Here is an 18,909-nt window from a genome sequence, read left to right on the forward strand (position 1 = left end):
TTTAGGCACTCTCGACTTCCCTACCCTCATGCTTGGCTTCGAGCTGTTCGATAAGTTGCTGATTGAACTTGTCTTTATCTGCTCCATTGTGGGCTCGTCGATGGCAATTCGGACAAAGCGCAATCACTGATTCAGGATCATCAGGACCACCATCACTGAGTCGGTGGACATGGTGGACTTCCAAATAGGGGTTCCCGCTCAAAGTCTCGAATGGTGCCGGCTGATCACAGCCTTGGCACGTCCCGTCTGCCCAGGCGAGTGCGTATTCTCTCACTCTATCTCTCCGCTAGTATCTGTGATAGACTACAGCCGTCCGCCCTAATCCCATACATTCTTGATGATAGGATAACGGGTATTGGGTAACAAATGAGTCAGGCGACACTTGGATCGACGACCTACCGCAATTCGAATCTCTTTTCCAGCTACTATCTCGACGAACGCGTAGACGATCTCGATGCATGGGACTGCAACGAAGATGCCAAAGCCGCATTCGAAGAACTCCAGCACCTTTGGGAACTAGAAGGGGGTCTCGTCGCTTCGTATAAAGAAGACGAGTTGCTCACCTCCTGGATTGACGACGTACTCGATATCCTTGGCTTCGGTACTCTCGCCGAGACAACACTCCCCGACAAAGAGGGCTATAACGACCGACTGCTCTTCGAGTCCGACGAAGTACGCCGAGATGCGAGTCTCCGAAAGCGTGATGGGGAAGTCGAAGCAATGTACGGGCTCGCCTCCGCAGTGCTCGAAGCAAAGCGATGGGATGCTGATTTCACGAAGCGATTCTCCGAGACACGGTCGTACCGCGACGCTTCTCACCAGATCAAATACTACCTCGAACACACGCCTGAGCAACTACAATGGGGCATTCTCACCGATGGGAAAACATGGCGGCTGTACGGAACGAAAGACTACGCGACCGAGACGTACTATGAAGTCAATCTTCCAGAGCTGCTTGAGTCTGGGAACTTGGAGAAATTCAAGTACTTCTATCTCTTCTTCCGTCCCGAAGCATTTCAGGAAGTGTCGGGGACGTCGTTCCTTGAGACGGTTTGGAATGAATCCGAGACTGCTGCTCAAGAACTCGGGGAGGATCTTCAGGATAACGTCTTCACTGCGCTTCGAGTACTCGGTGAAGGATTCATCGAAACCAACGACCTTTCCATCGATCCAACAGATGCAGCTGCTCGTGAGGAGCTGAAAGAGCAGTCGCTTGTCCTACTGTACCGACTGATGTTCGTATTATACGCCGAGTCTCGGCATCTGATCAGTCCTGATGAACCACGGAAGCGAACGGAGTTCAAAGAGAATTTCAGCCTTGACGAGATCCGGCAGGAGATCCATGACGACATCACTTCTGGAGGTTCTTTCGAAGATTATAGCGAGTACTCGACATCGATGTGGGGACGATTGGAGGACCTTTTCCGTCTTATCGATAGAGGCGAGAAGTCTCTGGGAATACCACCCTATAATGGCGGGCTATTCGACAGCGATACACACGAATTTCTCGCTAGGAATGAGGTATCTGACCGCTACATCGCTGAAGTTGTGTATCGACTAGGGACAACGCTTGCCGACGACGGTGCAGGGTTCGTGCTTGCTGACTACGCCGATCTCGATACACGGCATCTTGGAACTATCTACGAAGGACTCCTCGAACACGAGTTCCGCATTGCTCCTGAACAGTATGCTGCAGTTGCCGAGGATGGTGGTCAGGTATGGAAGCCTGCGACAGAAGTGAGTGTTGCAGAGGCTGTCGAGACAGTCAATACAGGGGAGCTGTACGTCGTTAATGATGATGGCGAGCGAAAGGCCACTGGAGCATACTATACGCCTGACTATGTGGTAGCGTATATTGTCGAAGAAACAATTGACCCACTGCTAGTGGATATCGACGGGGAATTGCGAAAGGATGGACTGAAACCAAGCGACCGTGAGTACTTCGCTCAATTCTGGCAGTCCGTATTAGACCTGAAAGTGCTTGATCCTGCAATGGGATCGGGACACTTCCTCACGAAGGCAACGGGCTACTTGACTGAGCAAGTGATGGAAGTCGTTCGTGAGCAAGAGATCCAAAGCTACGATGAGCAGGATCTTCGACGGCAAATTGCCAAGGAGTGTATCTACGGCGTTGACGTGAATGGGATGGCCGTTGAGTTAGCGAAATTGTCGATGTGGTTGGAGACACTTGCGGCCGACAAGCCTCTCGCATTCCTTGATCACCACCTCAAAACAGGCAATTCGTTGGTCGGATCGGACATCACAGAAGTGCTCTCGGATGATGTTGAGAAGGAAGGGGGACAGCTTACCCTCATGCAAGCGGCCGCGCGGGTTCGTCGTAGAACGCTTGAACACGTTATGGAGTTGATGCAGGATTTACTCGCTATCGACAACGAGAAACTTGAGGACATTAAGTCGATGGAGGATTTGTATGATAAGATCCGCGATGATCCTCTATACGAACGACTATTCGAATTGGCGAATGTCCATACTGCCGAACGCTTTGGATTAGACGTGCCGGAAGGTGTATATGAGGAAATGGCCGATACAATTGAAAATACCGACAGATGGAATGAGATTAGAAGTCAGGATTGGTTTGAATCTGCACAGGCTATGGCCCATAAGGAGAACTTCTTCCATTGGGAGCTAGAGTATCCAGAAGTGTTCTTTGGGGAAGACGGTGAAAAACGTGCGGAGGAAGGATTTGATACAGTAATTGGGAATCCACCTTATGTTAATTCTAAATATCTTCCAAAAGATCAGAAGAACTATCTGGAAAATAGCTACTCCTCCACTACTGGGCGTTGGGACATATACCTACCAATGACTGAAAGAGCGCTTTCAATTGCAGCAGGATCAGTAAGCTATATTGAACCGTCCATGTTTTTCCGACGTGAATACGGAGTTGGACTCCGAAAATTCATTTCTGAGCAGCAAGCTTATATTCGTGAGATAGTCGATTTCTCTGATCTTTCAGTATTTGAGTCAGCTACTAATTATGTATGCATAATCACCATCGATACAAAACATGGAATAGATCAATTCCCGGTGAAAATTCCAAATAGCACTAAAGAATTTGCTTCAAAAAGTGATAAATATGATCAGTATTCATTAAACAACTCTGCGTTAGGTTCTGATCCTTGGGAAATCGTCCCTGCAGAGGTTGTCGAGATAATTAATAAAATCCCAGACAATTTTGTAGAATTAGGGACAATTACGGATTCAATTACTGAAGGAATTCATTCCGGACGCGATGAGGTTTTTTACGTTTCAAGAGCACAAGTTCAAGAAGAAGATCTGGATACAGATCTTTTGAAACCACTTCTTAAAGGAAAGCATATCAAACGATACCAACCTCCGGAAACGGATCTCTTTGTAATATGGCCGTACGTCGGAGATGAATTGATCCCCGAAACTGAATTGGAAGATTCGTATCCACGTACATATTCCTATCTTTTAGACAACCGAGATACACTTGAGGAACGCACGTATCTAATTAACTCTGGATATGAATGGTATGAATTGTGGAGAAAACGCGAATATAGAATTTATGAGAATCCGAAAATCTTACTCCCTATGATTTCTGACGGGAGTAATTTTACTATAGATACAGGGGGCAATCCTCATTTCTTCAACACTAAAGCAAAAAGTATGAAAGTGGAAGATGATGCAAATATATCTCTAGAAACCTTAACTGGTTTGATGAATTCTAACCTTCTTGAATTCATGTATAAAGGGATAGCCCCCCCGAAGAGGGGTGGTTATAGGGCATATACAACCGGATTCCTTTCCAAGCTACTAGTGCCGGATATCAAGTCAGAAAAAATCGACAGATATGTGGATACTATGTTGACTACAAAATCCAAGCGAGCCAACCTTAACATCTCGCTCCTCGACCACCTCGGCACATACGATGAGGGTCCTACTCTCGCTGATGTTGGCTTTACGCAACCACCGAAGAACGCGGCGGAGTCCATCCTTCAGGAAACAACTGAGCAGAGGCCAAATCTCCGAGTCGGTCGTGCTGAGGTCTACCGTGAATCTGCTTCAACTGTCGAAGTGCGTTTGACCGCACGCTACAAGCCCGATGATGACGCTCACGAGACGGATCAATGGGGATATACTGAAACTGAGGCGCAACCGGCTCTCAGGATTACAGATCTCTCACCTGCAGAAGCAGACCTAATTGAGGCGTTTGTCCCCTTTGCTGTCGAAGAGGCAAGTGGATTTGCAGGCTTCCGCGAGACGGCAACGAAGACGAACTCACTAATCGATCGTCTCCGCGGATTGACGTTGCCACGGCTTGCAGATGTTCGCGACGGATTAGAGAGCTATTCTGAGACGAAAGCCCGTGCGGAGGAACTAGAATCAAAGATTGAGCGTACTGATGACCTCATCGATGACATCGTCTATGAACTGTATGGGCTAACCGACGAGGAAATTGAAATCGTTGAAGAAGCGGTTGGGGAGTAAAATCTTCACAACGATCATAGTGGGAGTCACGATGTGGACAGTGATTCACACAAACACCGGGTTCAAGAAGTAGATCTCTACAGAGCTACCGGTTCTTGTCTTTCGGTGGGTTTGGATCGTTGCCGTAGGAATTGGATTCCCCGATCTTCCCATCCTTGTTGTGAATACGGTGTTCAGATTTGTTGGTCTTCGCTATTTTCCGTCCTTTTTTCTTCGCGGTAGCCTTCTTGTTGTGTTTGCTAACGACTTTTCCATCAACTTTGTTGACCCACCCCTTTCCGTTCTTTTTAGGAACAGTATGTACGTCTTTGTTTTTCGCCATCTGCGGAATATCATTGGTCTCCTGAGAACATATTATTTGCTCTTTGATTATTGTCGATAGTTATTTAGTATGACAACAAAAACAATTATTAGATATGAATTCAAAACAGAATTCTTATATATTATTTATTTATGATGGAGATTATCTTCTATCATGACTCGCTACCGAATTGTCTGTACCAATCAAGAACCAGCTGGTGCCTCACACGACGCGGCTCATATTACTATCGTCGGAACGGGCGAAGATCCAGATGGGGCAAACGGTAAATGGGGTGTAGATGAAGTCCGAACAAAGATTGACAACGGAGACACCTTCTACACACAAAGTTCGACCACTGGGAAAACAGCGGAAGTAGAGAAATATGATTGTGGCTGTGGATATGGCACAATTCGTACCAACCCCGACGACCAGATTGACAACAACCTAGACGACTTGCGAGAGTGTAACTGGAAGTAGCCTCCTGCTTTCATACAATGCTTCAAGCTGCCGATTATGGGATTGTCGGTCAACCTCAAGCGTCTCCGCCACTCACGAAGCGGTTACAGTGGAGAATCCGGACTCCTTGATCACAATGAGAATCTCGTCGTCAGTCGTTTCCTCTGTCTACTGACCGCGAATGTTGCGTGTTTTCTGATGATGTAGAAGAGGAATATCGAGGTCATGGACGTTGTCTTCGATGGACTGAAGAAACCGCCGCACCATGAACTACTTTCCCCCTCGATCAGAGGCCTGTTACGCTTCTGAAGGAGTTGCAATCTGAAGTGAGAGATCTGAGCCTTCTACCTCACAAATTGCCTCGTTGATCGCTCCGATTTGTTCCTCAGAGGTGATGTCAGAGTCAGTAGAAACCAGTAGGTCAATCGAGTCTCGTTGATTGATCTCGACGGCATCTACTACGACGTCCTTGTCGTGCTTGAGATCGTGCCCTTGTAGCTCGGACTTGAGATCTCTGTTCGAGAACTGGGGGTAGATCTCCCCCAAGCAGGAGCGTAAAATCTCCCGCATCAGCGTCGTGATATCCTGTGTTATCCGCCGGAAATCAGAGAGTTGCTTGCGGCGACTCTCGCCGTCCCACTCGAACTGGATACTCAGCCGTATATGATCACGATCACTAGGACTAGATGGGATGTCCCTTGACGCGATATCGTACTCATAGATGCTCTCCTCCGGATTATCGCGTAGCCAGTCCAAAAGATCAACGTACAGCTCGTGCCGTCGGTCACACCGATTGGTAAACTCGCCCTTGACCTTCCCACCAATGACCCGAGTTCTGTCTGATTCCTCCAGCAGGTCCTTACTACCGCGATCTGCTTCTATTTCGCCCGGTAAGCAAACGTAGACGTAATTCAGGAGGACGGATGTATCGAGATTGACCGGGTCAGCCGAAGTCATCAACTATCGATTACGTCTCTAGCGAGTGTCTGGAAATATTTTTCGCTTGAACTGTCTCCGGACGAGAGGGTATCCGTGTTTGGAAGGAGGTTTGTCTGATAGCACCAGTCCGTGACCTTCTCAAGCTCGTCAACTAACTCATCTTCGAACGAATCAAACTTCAAGATGTGATCCTGTCTGAGGCTTTCCGCGTGGGGGCCATCTGCTGTTTTCACTGAGGTTGCCAACGCAGGGTAACGCCAGACGTAATAATAATAGAAATCGTGGAGTTCGCTCAAGACACGTCGTTGTTCTTTAGTGGTTGATTCGAGTGTCGTAAGATGGTATAGGACCTGTTCGATCAGGTCTGTCCCGGCCGAAACTGCTTCTACTGTTGGACTTAATTCACTCTGACCCGCCAACTCTAAGTGAAGATCCGAGACGATATACCTGATTTCTTCTTCGTCTGTAGGATCCAGCATTGCGTTGTTCCCTCCACCACCGAAGTCACCGAGTGTAGCGTTAGTGAATTCTGTATGAAGAAGTTCGTCTACGTTCCAGAGCTTCTCACGCAGTTCGATAGACGCCAAATAGAGATCGCGGTACGGTTCTGGTGCGTAGCTTTCGTAGAAATCGTGGAGGAAGTCGAACTTGTTCGTAAACCAGACGCTGCTGAGTGTATAGTCGTCAAAGAATGTCTCGGTCTTGAAAAAGCGGCGGAGTTTGGACAGTTCGTCCGTTAGTGGCGTATTTGGGGTTGCAGAACCGAATTGTTTGTTCATACTCGATTTAGTAACAGGAGAACTCCCAACCATCGTATTTGTCCCTGCCAAGTACCAACTGTAAGTGAGATCGAGATCGAATTCTTTAATCGCAAAGTAGGTTAGCTTCTCTTCCTCGACTGCAGTTATCTCTCGGTTGTAGTCGTCGAGGACACTATTAAGCGCGAGGTCAAGGGCGATGTGTATGTTCGTACGTAGATCCCTCTCCTCCTCAAAGTCGCGGTTGTTAGATGGAGAGGTCATTGTTAGATGTGTGTTGGCGGACAATCATATGCTTTGTCTTTCACCACAGTGTGCCCAAAAGCCCCCGGTCAACAGGCTCTCTATTTGTGTTTAGGTCGATTTTATCTGTGGTGTGTCTTAGACATCTTTTCTGTTATCGGATGGTGTTCGAGGGTGAGAGCGATTTAGATAGGTATTCCATAGTGTCCTTCATGTTGATTTTGCCCGTATCGCTGTTTTCGATTGTTTCGATTGAGGTAGTTCGAATGGCCTCTTGCACCTTCTCTGGAGAAGGGTTCAACCCAACCGAAAAAAGGTCACTCAAAATAGCTGCAATCACACCGGATACTATTGGTGCTGCAAAGCTTGTACCTTTAAGATATGGCGGTTCTTCACCACGGTCAATTGGATAGAGAACGGGTGCAAGAATGTCGGGTTTGCTTCCCTCTGGTTCAACATTCCCTTCCCACCAATACTCCGAGAGGTGTTCTTCACAGGCTGCTTCTTCAGAGCATCCAAATCCTCCACAGAATGGTCCTATTGGGTCATCTTCATAAGTAGCCCATAGCTGGCTGCTGTCTTCTGAATCCATGACATTCGATTGGCACTTAGGTACGTAGCCACCGACCGTAATTACTTCATCAGCGAGCGCCGGACAGTATACCGACTGATCGGCACAATCTTCATTCTCGTCGTTCTTCTCATCTTCCCGGTGTATATTCCCCATCGCAGCTACGACAATAGTGCCGCTCTCGACTGCTTTTCGAGCGTACGTGCATATCCTGCACCTCTGGTTGCAATCCTCGTGTAAAGTCCCCAGGGACAAGTTTAGGACATGAGCATCCTCCATCGCATCTTCAATTGCATTCAGAAGGTTTCTTGTCCGTATTGCAGAATAACTAGGATTCTCTTTATTATCAATCACCACTCGGTAGAATCCGAACAGACTCTTGGGAGTATAGGTTGAGAGAATATTTACTACAGATGTCCCGTGAGAAGTAGTATCTGGATCTTTAGAATGGATATAATTATCCATAGTATACAAATCAAGGCTGCTCATCCACTCGGGTGGCCTATAGATAGAATCAATCACTCCAACATTGATGAGGTTCCCTCGGCTTTCGGAGGGATATGGATTCAGATGAGACAAGTAAGACGATAGAAACTCATCCCGAAACGCATGGAAGCTATCGAACCGTGAGGGAATTGTCAGTTTCCCGCTGTTAGTGTCTCTATTTCCCCTTCAACTTCGACTGATTCCAGGGAATCTATCTTTGATAGAGACTCAACAGCTGTCTCGCGGATTTCAACTACAAGCGTCCCGAATGCTAGTTCCGTAATCTCTTCCGGACCCAAATCTTCGATCTCTTCTCTAGTGTCTTCGAGTGAACCCTCTTCTGATACACCGACTAGGAGATTGACCAGCGAGCCCTCTGTAGGTCTACGAATAATGCGCTGGACTTTGGTATCGATGTATCGCTCCATCACAAGCACACTGTTGGTGTCCTCCCTAATGAGATTTTTGTCTGATACCGACCCTGATATCATAGCTACTCTGTGCCTCCTCGTGGCGAAGATGGCTACTGACCAATGTTACTGGTGGAGAACAGTATGCCTGAAAGTGACGAATAAATCTGAATACTCTTCGCTCAATGCTCGTTCTGATTTCACGGAATTGACGATGAGTCCTGCTACTCCTGGTTAAAACCCCTCATTCTTGCTCACTCTCTTCGCAAACAATCTTCCGGAGTTCTTTGAGTTTGTCGGGACGATGCTCGGCTAGCACAGCAATATCCTTCGGGAGTTCTTCAGTAATTCGCTTACTCACGCGATAGACGGCCTGATCGCGCTGTTGGTTCGAGGGGTCGCTTTCACCACTAATGTGCTCTCGATCGGTCTCCGTCATTATCGCTCGATATCGACTCATTGCTTGCGGTTTCTGATTCAACATAGTTCAATCTATGCACCTCTGCCTACTTTAACCCTATGCACTAATGCAAAGTCGGTAGTTTTACTATGCACTAGTGCATAGTTTAGCGTAGGAAGAACGGTGCCCTCGGGCGTGTGTAGAAACGCGCCGGGTGCTCTAACACCCGGCACCGGTCTTCCGAAATTCAAGCCAGAAGACCATGTCAACGAAATCGCCTAGTGAACTTGAAGCTGACGAGACGGCACAGACACGCGCACAGACCGAACAGTTTTCCTTCGACGTCGATGCCCCCGGACTCATCGACGTCACCAACGAGAGCCACGAGAATCCCGCAGGCCACCAGTACACAGTCTCTATCGACGACGTGACTGAGGAATTGATGGCCTGCACTTGCCCGCATCACGTCCACCGCAATGCTTTCTGCAAGCACATGGCCGCCGTCGAAAACGCAACTGACGACGGGACGCTCGATGCGTTCCCCTCCGAGGACGACAACGAGACCAAACCAGACGACTGCGACTGTGAGGGTCTCGGTGACTTCCCGTGCTGGCCGTGCGTAAGAACCGGACGGAAAGAACTGCCGAACTAACCACCGCTTCAGCTCTTTTTATCCATGGCACGCCAATTGACATTCACAGATATTACCGACCAGCGAACGCTCACGGAAAGCTCGAACGCTCCGACCGACGATACACCGGAGACACCGACGGCCCTGCTCGACCGAGCACGACAGCACGCAACGAACGTCGCCGCCGAGTACTTCCCAGAGCTGCCGGTCGAAACGATCGACTGGGAGGTCTCACACCGAGCGCAACGACAGGCGGGCGTTACGAAGTACGACCCTGCAACAGAAGCGATCACGATTGCGCTCACTTGGACGGCTTACCAACAACACGGGTGGGAGCAATTTAGTTCGACGGTGCGCCACGAACTCATTCACGCATGGCAGTACCACAAGTTTGGCGACGCGGATCACGGCACAACGTTCGCCCAGTGGACGGACGCCCTTGATACCTCGCAGCATTGCAAACGCTTCACCACGCCAAAGTGGTGGCTGGTGTGCGAGGACTGCGGTGGTCGGATTGCCCGCTATCGCCGGTCTAAGACGGTACGTAATCCCGAGCAGCACAGCTGTAGCAAGTGCGGCGGTGCAATTCGCGTCAAGGAGGCCGACGGCCACTAACTAAGTCTCGTTTAAGTAGTTCTCGCGATAAGGGATAGATATGAGGAAGATTTTCGCGGACTGATCGCTACTGCGTAAGTCATTTCCATCGTTTTTGCTTCGAATATAGGATCGACTCTGGTTAGTAGCCTATACTAACGCTGAATATTCCCTGTAATGACCCTCTCACCGATCCAGAACAGAGTGCATAGGAATGGGGTCGAGCGAAGGGGGAAATCCGGGACGATAGCGTCAGATCCCAATGAATCAAAACACACCCACCAGCAGCGTGAAACCATCACGTCGCCGATAAACGCCTGCCAGAGATTCAATAGAGTCGGAGCCTAAGGAGTGAATGACGTGGGGATGCTGCGTTTCGATCACGTAGGTTATTTCCTTTCTGCCTTGTGGTCGTACCTCGACTTACAGACATAGAAACGACGTCCGTTTGTGTCAGTTCGATAGAGACATTTTACTGAAACGACATGCGTATCGTCGCGTCAAAATCTACTGGACCCTTCGGTTCAGTCTTGAAAGCACCCGAGTTCTCGAAGATAATCATATCCTTATCTGGCTGCATTACACCAGACGCCTTTCCAGACTTTACCTCTGATTTACTCACTCCACGGAAGTAGGATACTTCTCCCTGTTTTCTGAACGGCTTTAGCTGGTCTTGCGTCATCACCCACACGTCAATCGGACCACCCTCTGTAACCTCAAGTTCCCATTCAAGCCTGAAACCGGTTTTTGCCCAAAAATTGTTCCCTGCAAACTCACCTTCTTCGAGATGCCCAGAACCTTCCATTACTTGCTCAGACGCAGTATCCTTTGTCACGGACATCTTGAGAGCGGATTCAGGTGCCTGCTCCAATGACGTTGCTTCTGACTCACCTATGCAACCAGAAAGTGCCATACCACTCGTTACCATTGTCGCGCCTAAGAATTGTCGTCGATTCATGACACTAGGATATAATTCAATCAGAATAAGTTTTGTGATTGAAACATGGGAAATTACACCACACTGTTACATGTCACTATACTATTAGAAATACGTCACACACCCGCCTGACGTGGTCTTGGACAGTCCCCCCGGATCATGCTGGAATCCTGGCCGTGTTGCTGCCAATGCTGACAGTCCCCTGTTGAGTGTTGGCTGGTGTGCACAGTAACCTGTTGCTCGTGGACAGTCCAACGTGCTGGAGTACGGTGCTGGCCGCTGTCGTCAGTCTGCCTTGCGCTGTTGTGCTCACTGAAACTCTGGTGTGTCGCACACACTGGCACCCCAGTGGGGCGCTCTGGTTCGGCACCCAGATTATGCTGACCAGGACCTAGACGCGACATGCTGGTGCTGGCACTGCATCACGCTGTTAGTGGACGTGTGTCGCTCGTCGGGTGTTTGGGTTGGCACCCTCACGCTAGACGCACAGCATCTTGTCGGGCCTATCCTCGCCAGAGGTAGACCGTCTGACGTCGTCACACCCAGTGACTGTCCTGCATGGTCGCTCCACCTACTTCTCGTGGTCGTCACTCGGTGTCCGGAGTCCCGCTGCTCGCGATGATTTGGAAGAATTCCGGAGTGGTTTTACTCGCACTGCCGGCTCTGTCGTTGCTGGTCGTGCTGCTCAAGCTGTGATTCGCCGCTTCTCACCTGGTATGGTTGCTTCGGTCTTCGTGTAGTCCTGGACGCCAGCGCTCTCGGTCCTTGTTCGCCGCCGCTCCTCAGTTTGCAGTCGTCGTCTCTGCTATCGTCCTGCTTTCAGTCAGCCCATTCCATTGCTTGCTCCGTTGGTTACATTACTGGACTGTCCCCCTTCTCGTTTTTCTCTGTTTCTTCTGGGTCCGACATGGCCTGACCGTCCCACGGTCTCACTCTTGGTTCCTCTCCTCGTGTGTCCTCGGTTGGACTGTCCCCCTGTTCACACTCACCTTGTTTTAGTGTAATGTGACCACCGCGTCTTTTCTTCGGCTCTCCACCTGTGGGTGCCCCTATCCACGTCATTCTGGCTGAGCAACTGACGGCCCTACTGGGACGACGGCACACACTTAAACGCCGCTGGATTCGTGCTCTCGGCTGACTGTGGCGCCTCAATCCCTACCAAGTCCATGACGATCGTCCCGCCATCCTTGTGTTGACCGTGAGTGTCTAAACCAGCACCCTTACAACTCATCGCAGCACACTCGACAGTCGTTCAGCATTCACCGGATTTGACTATCACCCGCTAGTGCAGAACGCAACGAACTATTACGTCGGTCGTGGCTGCGCGCACAGCGTAGCGAGCACGGAGCGGAGGGTGGGGCGGCGGGGCTTGGGCCGGTTCGACACACAATAAAAAAGACATCCATGCTCCCGACTATTCCCACCAGCGACCGCGCTCGGGACTGTGAATACCGCTCCAGCCAGTGACCGCCACTGAAACACGCCCCTCGTACCAATTCTTCGCGACTGACCGCAACTGCACCCTCTCACCTTCCTCAACCATTGTCTTCTGCGACGCTCGCCACACGGTGAATTTGATACGACCACTATCGTCTTCGATCAGTCCAACTTGCTGGATTTTCGGACTCCCAGGAGTCCATAGCTGGGTAACTTGCCCCTCGATACTCACTTCCTTGCGATTCACGTCCTGCACATCCGCAATCGGAATCACCTGCCCGGGGGCCGTCCGCAATTCCTCGTACACACCCACGACTGCACCCATTACACTTGTCCCATCCACGACGCGTTCAGCTAGCCGCCGACTGATTGCTGCTCGCGACCATCCATTAAGCTTCTTCGCTAACCGCATCGCCTGTTTGTTCACCGCCGCTAACTGCTCTTGAGCCAACTCCTCGCGGGGATCTCCTCGTTCCGGATCACACCACGGATCTACACTTGCCGCTCGCTCCTGGAACGCACAGCGCCGCTCTCGACTCACTGCTTTCGATGCTCGCCGACACTGCACTTCCCGTTTCGAATCCTGTGACCGATCCCACCGCTCACGCGTTCGTGTGATTTCTTTCTCTCGTGCCACCATCCGCTCTTCTGCCGCCAACGTCAATCCACGTCCAACCCCATCTGGATGATTCGTATCCACCTTCCCTTGGATCGTCTGCTCAACTGACGGCCGCAGCTCAGGTGTCTTCTCAACACTCTCGATTTCTTCTTCGTCACATTCAATCGCCTGTTCGTCAACCGAAACTCTTTGACCGATCGTCTGTTTACTACTCATTGGAATACTCCAAAATTCCGAAGGCGCGTCCTCTACCGCGTCTTTTCCGACACTCACCTCTACATGAGTCACATCTCTACACTGCACAACGCATCTATTCTCCTGCGCGCGCTCGCTTGCGCCTTCGCGAGCGTCCCCTGGGCGCGAAGCGAGCGCGCGTTTTTGAAGGGAGCTTTCCAGCACCGCGCGGCGACCCGCCCGACGCGAGCGTCCAGCACACAAGCCGGTTTCGTGTCCGTCGACCTGTGGGAGACGCAACCGAAAGTGCGCTTGGTGCTGGCGTCGAAACCAGATGCCTGGAACGGCCGGAGGCCGCACGCCCGGAATGGTCAGTCGCGAGCGATGCGAAGGGCGGCATGCGGCGAGCGGGGCGTGCCGTAGAGTACCACACCAGCTAGCCGGTCACGTCGCTCGGCGAACCACCCACTGGCCTGGCGGACTCAGAAAGGGCGAGACCGTCTCGGTCGTCCCCCGATCCCGCTAGCACCGAGCGAACGTGAGACGCACAGCAGCGTCCTCGTGAGCGCAGCGAACGAGGGCCAGCGAGACGGAGTCTCGCGCGGTCGCGGGATGCCGAGCGGCCGAGGACTTTCGAAACCAGAGCCGGCCAGTGTGTCGTCTACACCAACAGAATAGTAGCACGTACGACGAAGTGATTAACCAACAGTAGTCCATTGGATCCGCGGTTGTTGGTTAACGAGACAGTCGCTTCGACTGTGCCAAGCCCCTCTATCGTTTCCGAAGCTTTCACGAGATTTGGTTTCCCTGGAGGCCCGGCATACTTGTACTGACGGATAGTATCGGCTGCTATGACGGGCGCTGAGGAGCCGGTACAGCAGTATACGGTGGTCGAACCAGTCGATCTCCGTGCTGCACGTCAACTACCACGGGTCAGGTGACCCGTAGCTTGTCCGTGGACTCGACCTCGACCCCGTCAGGGTAGGCGGTAAATCCGCCCTTCGGCGTCACTGTCCCAGACTTCAGGGCGAGTTGACTGTCGCCCGTCCGCCGTGACGGCTGTCGGCCACGACGGACATACCGCATTCCGATATTCTTCGCCGCATTGTAATCCGCGTTCACCTCAGACCCACACGACTGACACGCAAACCGGTCGCGTGTCGGCCGATTCTCGTCCGCTGTCGCACCACACTCCGAGCAGCGTTTGGACGTGTATGCAGACGACACCTCTTTGACCAGAATCCCTTCCGCTTGTGCTTTGTACCCGATGTACATCGACAGTTGCGAGAATGCCCACTGATGGCCCCATGACGCCCGTGTGCGTCCTCGGATGTTCGTGAGATTTTCGAGGGCAATCACGTCACAGTTGTACTGAAGTGCTTCGTCGATGATGCCGTTCGCAACGCGGTGCATCACGTCTCGAATGTAGCGGAGTTCGCGCTCACTCGAATCAACAAGTGACCGGTGTGCACTTCGCGTCCCGGTTTGTTGGAGACCGCCACGCACCTGCTCGAACTCTCGGAGATTGTGCAGTAGCTCCCGCCCGGAGAAAAAGCGTGCTGTACTCGTGACAGCGATGTTTTCGACGCCAAGGTCAACCCCGAGAATCGTTCCATCCTCGGCGGTATCTCTCTCGGCGTCGGTCCGGTAACGGCGGAAGCCAATGTGCAAGAAGTACTCTCCGTCACGAGCAGTGAGTGTGCTTTCAGTCACCTGCCACTCGTCTGAATTCAGATATTGGCGTTGATAGCCATCGTCATCATTTGGCAGGGAAAGCGAGCATCGGACACGTGATTCAGTGGTCGATAACGAGACGGTATCGTCGTCGAAAAGTGTCATTGTCCGTGTGTCGTATGTCACGGTCGGCGCGGTGAATCGTGGTTTGCTTGCTTTCTTGCCGTTCGTCCGGCGTTCGATACAGCCGGTAATGGCTTCGGCGGCTTGGTGGGTGGCGAGAATCGCGTGTTGACTACCGAGGCCGGTGGTGTCGCGGACGGAATCGTAGGCAAGTGGTTGGACATCGCTCTTGGTGTTGCACTTGTTCCAGGCCATTTCCGTGGCGATTTGACACCCTTGTTTCCACTCGGTGATTGTTTCTTCGAGCAGTGTCCGTTGCTCGTCAGTAACCGAGAGGCGGGTGATTGCGGTCCGGCGAACGTAGTCGTCTGCCACGTATTCAATGTAGTGTTTTGGCTATGAATAATTACTGATGGACGGGATAGTTTTACGGCCTTCGCCCCGGGTCGGGTGACCCGGGGAATCCGGCCTGTATTTTCTTTGAAACGGCCGCGATTGAACATCTCGGCGTCGATGAACACCGAACGATCGTAATCTATCAACAGACGATTCTCATGGTCATCGCCACAGAAGGGGAAGCAACCGCAGCACGAGAGTTTGATGTCGAACTCTGGAAAAAGTCTCCGAACGACCCTGATCGCGATCCCGAACCACTCTTCGCTACATTCATCGATGAGCTGTTGACGACGACTGAGACGACCCGTCGTTGAGTCCGAATTGAGTCTGCTGTCGGAGGCTTCTCGATACTGACGCTGACCCAGCTTTTCTATCGAGAGACACCGTAGAGAGGACTACCGATGGCACTGGTACCGATCATAACCGAGACAGTCATCCGCGATCTCGCACGACCGCAGTCATATGACCGTGGCGAGGACTACTACGGCCACGGTGCCGTTCACCAGATCACGCGCCGAGGCAATCTCCTGCGAGCGGCGGTCGAAGGGAGCCAGTACGAGCCCTACCAAGTGCAGATCGAATTCGATGAGTCCGGTGTTGTCGACACGAGGTGTTCCTGCCCGTACGACCACGGTGGCATCTGCAAGCATCGCGTGGCCGTCCTCCTGACGTACAGCCGCGACCCTGACGAAATCAGTCAGCGTCCACCCATCTCCGAACTGGTCGCCGACACAGAGCCAGCTGAACTTCGAGACTTGCTTGTCGCCCTCGTTGAGCGTCGTCCCGACCTCGCAGAGTGGATTGAGTCTCAACTCGAGACACCCCAATCGGAAGGTGCAGGCAGCGACTCTCGCGACCAGAGTCCGGACATCAACCGAGACTCGATTCGACGGCAGGTCCAGTATGTCCTCCAGCCCCCGGACGAGCGTGGGGCTCGGACCCGTGATCCGTATGCGGCAGTCGAAACCGACGTCGAGGAGCTTGGGGATCTGCTTGATCAAGCGTGGGTTGCCATCGAAGCCGGCGACGGCAGGACGGCACTGGCTGTTCTCGACCCACTCGCAGACGAGCTCATGGACCACGAGTGGCTCGCGCTCTCGTACGACGATTCACAGGCCATCTTCGAGTTTTTCGACGACGTCGACACCGCGTTGGCCGAAGCGCTACTCACGGCCGACCTTGCTGACTCAGAGCGCGATGACTGGGCGGCGAAACTCCGAAGTTGGAAGAATGAGATGAGTAGCTATACGGATCGACCTCCCTACAGCGTCGCTCTTGCTGCCGTCCAGCGTGGCTGGGATTTCGACCCAATCCAGGAGGCGATGAAGCCCGGGAGCAGTGACGTGGACCTCTGGGACGGAGAGCACCCTTGGTACGCCGAGGATGTCATTCGGGCTCGCCTCAACGTCCTCGAACGTCAGAATCGAATCGACGAGTATCTGAATCTGGCGGCAGCCGCCGACTTGACCGACGCATACGTCACGATGCTCGTCGCGGAGGGCCGTATCGACGAGGCGATCGAGTACGGCCAGCAGAACCTGCACTCACCAAACGACTCGCTCACACTGGCCAAAACCCTCCGGAACCACGACCGACCGCAGGCAGCGCTGGAGATAGCCGGACACGGATTGACCCTAGACGGCAGCGGGACGGCAGCGCTGGCCGAGTGGCTCCGCGACCGAGCCAGCAGTATGGGCGAACAGGACATCGCGCTGGAGACGGCCGTCGCCGCCTTCGAAGCCGCACCTACACTTGCGGCCTACCAGGCGACAGAGGAACTCGCCGGCGAGGACTGGCCGGCTGTTCGTGAGGAACTACTGGAGGCACTCACGGACCGAGACACGACCCAGCGGAGTGCGCAACGACATGTCGAGATCTTCCTGTACGCGGAGCGGTACGACGAGGCCATCGCCATCGCGGATCGTTTTCCGGACTATACAGTGGTCGAGCCGGTCGCCGACACCGTCTGGGACAAGCGCCCACAGTGGACGATCGACGCCTGCAAGGCCCAGGCCGAACCCATCATCGAGGAGGGACAGTCACAGCGGTATCGCCACGCCGTGGACTGGTTAGAGACAGCCGGAAACGCGACAGGCGCAGCAGGCGAACTCGACGAGTGGCGGGACTACATACAGGACCTCCGGGATGAACACTATCAGAAGTATAAGCTCCGGCCGATGTTGGATGAACTGTTAGAAGAATTCGAAGGGCGATAGCCTGACGAGGATCACGATTGAGTCCCCCAACACAGACCGATTCGTCATCGAAGGATGATGGGCACATTTTCTTTGATTACAGCGAAGGAGATGAGGCACAGCAGGAAGGTACGATTGAATCCACGGATTCAAGGTATTTCTCCATGAATCGTCGCATATGACCGATGGTTCAGAAACATCACCTTCGTTTCTCTCGTCGCTTCCGAGCCAACCCATTACAGACGACATCGTGAAGCAGATCGGCGAGAGCGATAACCCGAAAATGCGCGGGGCCATGGGGTTTCCGGGATCATCCCCCGGCACGATCGAAGCGTTCCTGCTGGATATGGAAGCGAAGACGCACGTGATCGTCTTTGATCCAAGCGCGGAACAATGGTACGTCTACGAATCCTTCGAAACCGAGGGGATGAGCCATCAAGAGATGGTCGATTATGCGAGCGAACTCGCCAACGAGTGGCTGGCGCAAAGCCTCTCGGACCGTATCGCAGCCGCAGAAGAGACGGAGCCAGACACATGATTCTCCGCTACTACGCTGATGCGGACATCCGTGAGTGGCACGACCACGCGCTACGGCTCTTGCGAACGCTGCACGACGAGCACGGCATCGCTGTCGAGATCGACCGGATCGACGAGCAGCACGGGGCGATCACAGACTTCCCAGGCGAAGTACGATCCCCGACGACCGAGGAGGTCTACGAGCGCGATCTCAAACGCAACCGTGATCTGAACCAGACCATCGACCAGACACCATCAGAGGCGTTCAAACGCTACGGAAAACTGGACATCGCTGGGAACGTCGCGGTCGTCGATGACGAGGGGACCGTCCAGTGGGCCTCGACACTGCCGGGCTACGCTGACGGCTATCGGCTGGGGGCTGCGTCACAGACCGCGATGGACTTTCTGGAGGATATCGCCACCGCTCCGAGCAACCGCATCTGCGTCGAGTGCCTCTCTCTGCTGGACGGCGACGAGAACTTCTGCCCGAACTGTGGCCACGAATTTCCATAGCGCAGTGCGCTATTGGATCGACGACATCGAACGACGACTGGCTGATGTCACACGTCTTGGGCA

17 protein-coding genes are annotated in these 18,909 nt (G+C 52.5%); 7 read left to right on the top strand and 10 right to left on the bottom strand.

The window, feature by feature from the left end:
- Nucleotide 1 precedes the first annotated feature (1 nt).
- A complete protein-coding gene (locus AC1XDK_RS25610) occupies nt 2-274 on the bottom strand; it encodes an HNH endonuclease (RefSeq protein WP_483352854.1) in 273 nt (90 codons plus the stop codon).
- 92 nt (nt 275-366) lie between these two features.
- Here AC1XDK_RS25610 and AC1XDK_RS25615 point away from each other — a divergent pair, with 92 nt between their 5' ends.
- The gene (locus AC1XDK_RS25615; RefSeq protein ID WP_483352855.1) at nt 367-4,473 is read left to right on the top strand and encodes an Eco57I restriction-modification methylase domain-containing protein; all 4,107 of its coding nucleotides are present in this window, start codon (nt 367-369) and stop codon (nt 4,471-4,473) included.
- Between the two features lie 85 nt (nt 4,474-4,558).
- On the opposite strand, the gene AC1XDK_RS25620 is transcribed toward AC1XDK_RS25615, so the two are convergent.
- Nucleotides 4,559-4,795 (bottom strand): DUF2188 domain-containing protein, encoded by a 237-nt coding sequence (locus tag AC1XDK_RS25620; protein ID WP_483352856.1) that lies wholly within the window; start codon nt 4,793-4,795, stop codon nt 4,559-4,561.
- A 153-nt stretch (nt 4,796-4,948) separates the two neighbouring features.
- Here AC1XDK_RS25620 and AC1XDK_RS25625 point away from each other — a divergent pair, with 153 nt between their 5' ends.
- Complete coding sequence (locus AC1XDK_RS25625; protein WP_483352857.1) at nt 4,949-5,251, top strand: DUF3892 domain-containing protein; 303 nt, start codon at nt 4,949-4,951, stop codon at nt 5,249-5,251.
- A 276-nt stretch (nt 5,252-5,527) separates the two neighbouring features.
- Here the strand turns inward: AC1XDK_RS25625 and AC1XDK_RS25630 are convergent, their stop codons facing one another.
- The 5 genes from AC1XDK_RS25630 to AC1XDK_RS25650 all read right to left on the bottom strand — a co-directional run bounded on the left by AC1XDK_RS25630 (nt 5,528) and on the right by AC1XDK_RS25650 (nt 9,076).
- Nucleotides 5,528-6,187, bottom strand: coding sequence for a hypothetical protein (locus AC1XDK_RS25630; RefSeq protein WP_483352858.1), 660 nt, complete (start codon nt 6,185-6,187; stop codon nt 5,528-5,530).
- The gene (locus AC1XDK_RS25635; RefSeq protein ID WP_483352859.1) at nt 6,187-7,191 is read right to left on the bottom strand and encodes a DUF8098 family protein; all 1,005 of its coding nucleotides are present in this window, start codon (nt 7,189-7,191) and stop codon (nt 6,187-6,189) included. The genes AC1XDK_RS25630 and AC1XDK_RS25635 overlap by 1 nt, the downstream gene beginning before the upstream one ends.
- A 133-nt stretch (nt 7,192-7,324) precedes the next feature.
- The gene (locus tag AC1XDK_RS25640) at nt 7,325-8,230 is read right to left on the bottom strand and encodes a S8 family peptidase (RefSeq protein ID WP_483352860.1); all 906 of its coding nucleotides are present in this window, start codon (nt 8,228-8,230) and stop codon (nt 7,325-7,327) included.
- Nucleotides 8,231-8,379: 149 nt separating this feature from the next.
- Complete coding sequence (locus AC1XDK_RS25645) at nt 8,380-8,718, bottom strand: hypothetical protein (RefSeq protein ID WP_483352861.1); 339 nt, start codon at nt 8,716-8,718, stop codon at nt 8,380-8,382.
- 163 nt (nt 8,719-8,881) lie between these two features.
- Complete coding sequence (locus AC1XDK_RS25650; RefSeq protein WP_483352862.1) at nt 8,882-9,076, bottom strand: hypothetical protein; 195 nt, start codon at nt 9,074-9,076, stop codon at nt 8,882-8,884.
- Between the two features lie 223 nt (nt 9,077-9,299).
- On the opposite strand from AC1XDK_RS25650, the gene AC1XDK_RS25655 reads away from it, so the two are divergent.
- Together AC1XDK_RS25655 and AC1XDK_RS25660 are read left to right on the top strand one after the other, a co-directional pair.
- Complete coding sequence (locus AC1XDK_RS25655) at nt 9,300-9,689, top strand: SWIM zinc finger family protein (RefSeq protein ID WP_483352863.1); 390 nt, start codon at nt 9,300-9,302, stop codon at nt 9,687-9,689.
- A gap of 24 nt (nt 9,690-9,713) precedes the next feature.
- A complete protein-coding gene (locus tag AC1XDK_RS25660) occupies nt 9,714-10,283 on the top strand; it encodes a SprT-like domain-containing protein (protein ID WP_483352864.1) in 570 nt (189 codons plus the stop codon).
- 451 nt (nt 10,284-10,734) lie between these two features.
- On the opposite strand, the gene AC1XDK_RS25665 is transcribed toward AC1XDK_RS25660, so the two are convergent.
- The 3 genes from AC1XDK_RS25665 to AC1XDK_RS25675 form a co-directional block, all read right to left on the bottom strand.
- Nucleotides 10,735-11,175 (bottom strand): hypothetical protein, encoded by a 441-nt coding sequence (locus AC1XDK_RS25665; protein WP_483352865.1) that lies wholly within the window; start codon nt 11,173-11,175, stop codon nt 10,735-10,737.
- A 1,438-nt stretch (nt 11,176-12,613) separates the two neighbouring features.
- Nucleotides 12,614-13,471 carry a DNA-binding protein gene (locus AC1XDK_RS25670; RefSeq protein ID WP_483352866.1) on the bottom strand — a complete coding sequence of 286 codons (858 nt, stop codon included), beginning with the start codon at nt 13,469-13,471 and terminating at the stop codon, nt 12,614-12,616.
- A gap of 891 nt (nt 13,472-14,362) precedes the next feature.
- The gene (locus tag AC1XDK_RS25675; protein WP_483352867.1) at nt 14,363-15,601 is read right to left on the bottom strand and encodes an RNA-guided endonuclease InsQ/TnpB family protein; all 1,239 of its coding nucleotides are present in this window, start codon (nt 15,599-15,601) and stop codon (nt 14,363-14,365) included.
- Nucleotides 15,602-16,023: 422 nt separating this feature from the next.
- Between AC1XDK_RS25675 and AC1XDK_RS25680 the strand changes: the two genes are divergently transcribed.
- From AC1XDK_RS25680 to AC1XDK_RS25690, 3 genes are all read left to right on the top strand, one after another.
- A complete protein-coding gene (locus AC1XDK_RS25680) occupies nt 16,024-17,838 on the top strand; it encodes an SWIM zinc finger family protein (RefSeq protein ID WP_483352868.1) in 1,815 nt (604 codons plus the stop codon).
- Between the two features lie 157 nt (nt 17,839-17,995).
- Nucleotides 17,996-18,355, top strand: coding sequence for a DUF7964 domain-containing protein (locus AC1XDK_RS25685; RefSeq protein WP_483352869.1), 360 nt, complete (start codon nt 17,996-17,998; stop codon nt 18,353-18,355).
- Nucleotides 18,352-18,846, top strand: coding sequence for a DUF8045 domain-containing protein (locus tag AC1XDK_RS25690; protein WP_483352870.1), 495 nt, complete (start codon nt 18,352-18,354; stop codon nt 18,844-18,846). Before AC1XDK_RS25685 ends, AC1XDK_RS25690 begins: the two co-directional genes overlap by 4 nt.
- Nucleotides 18,847-18,909: the final 63 nt, after the last annotated feature.

It is taken from the genome of Haladaptatus sp. HS23 (genome assembly GCF_056892285.1).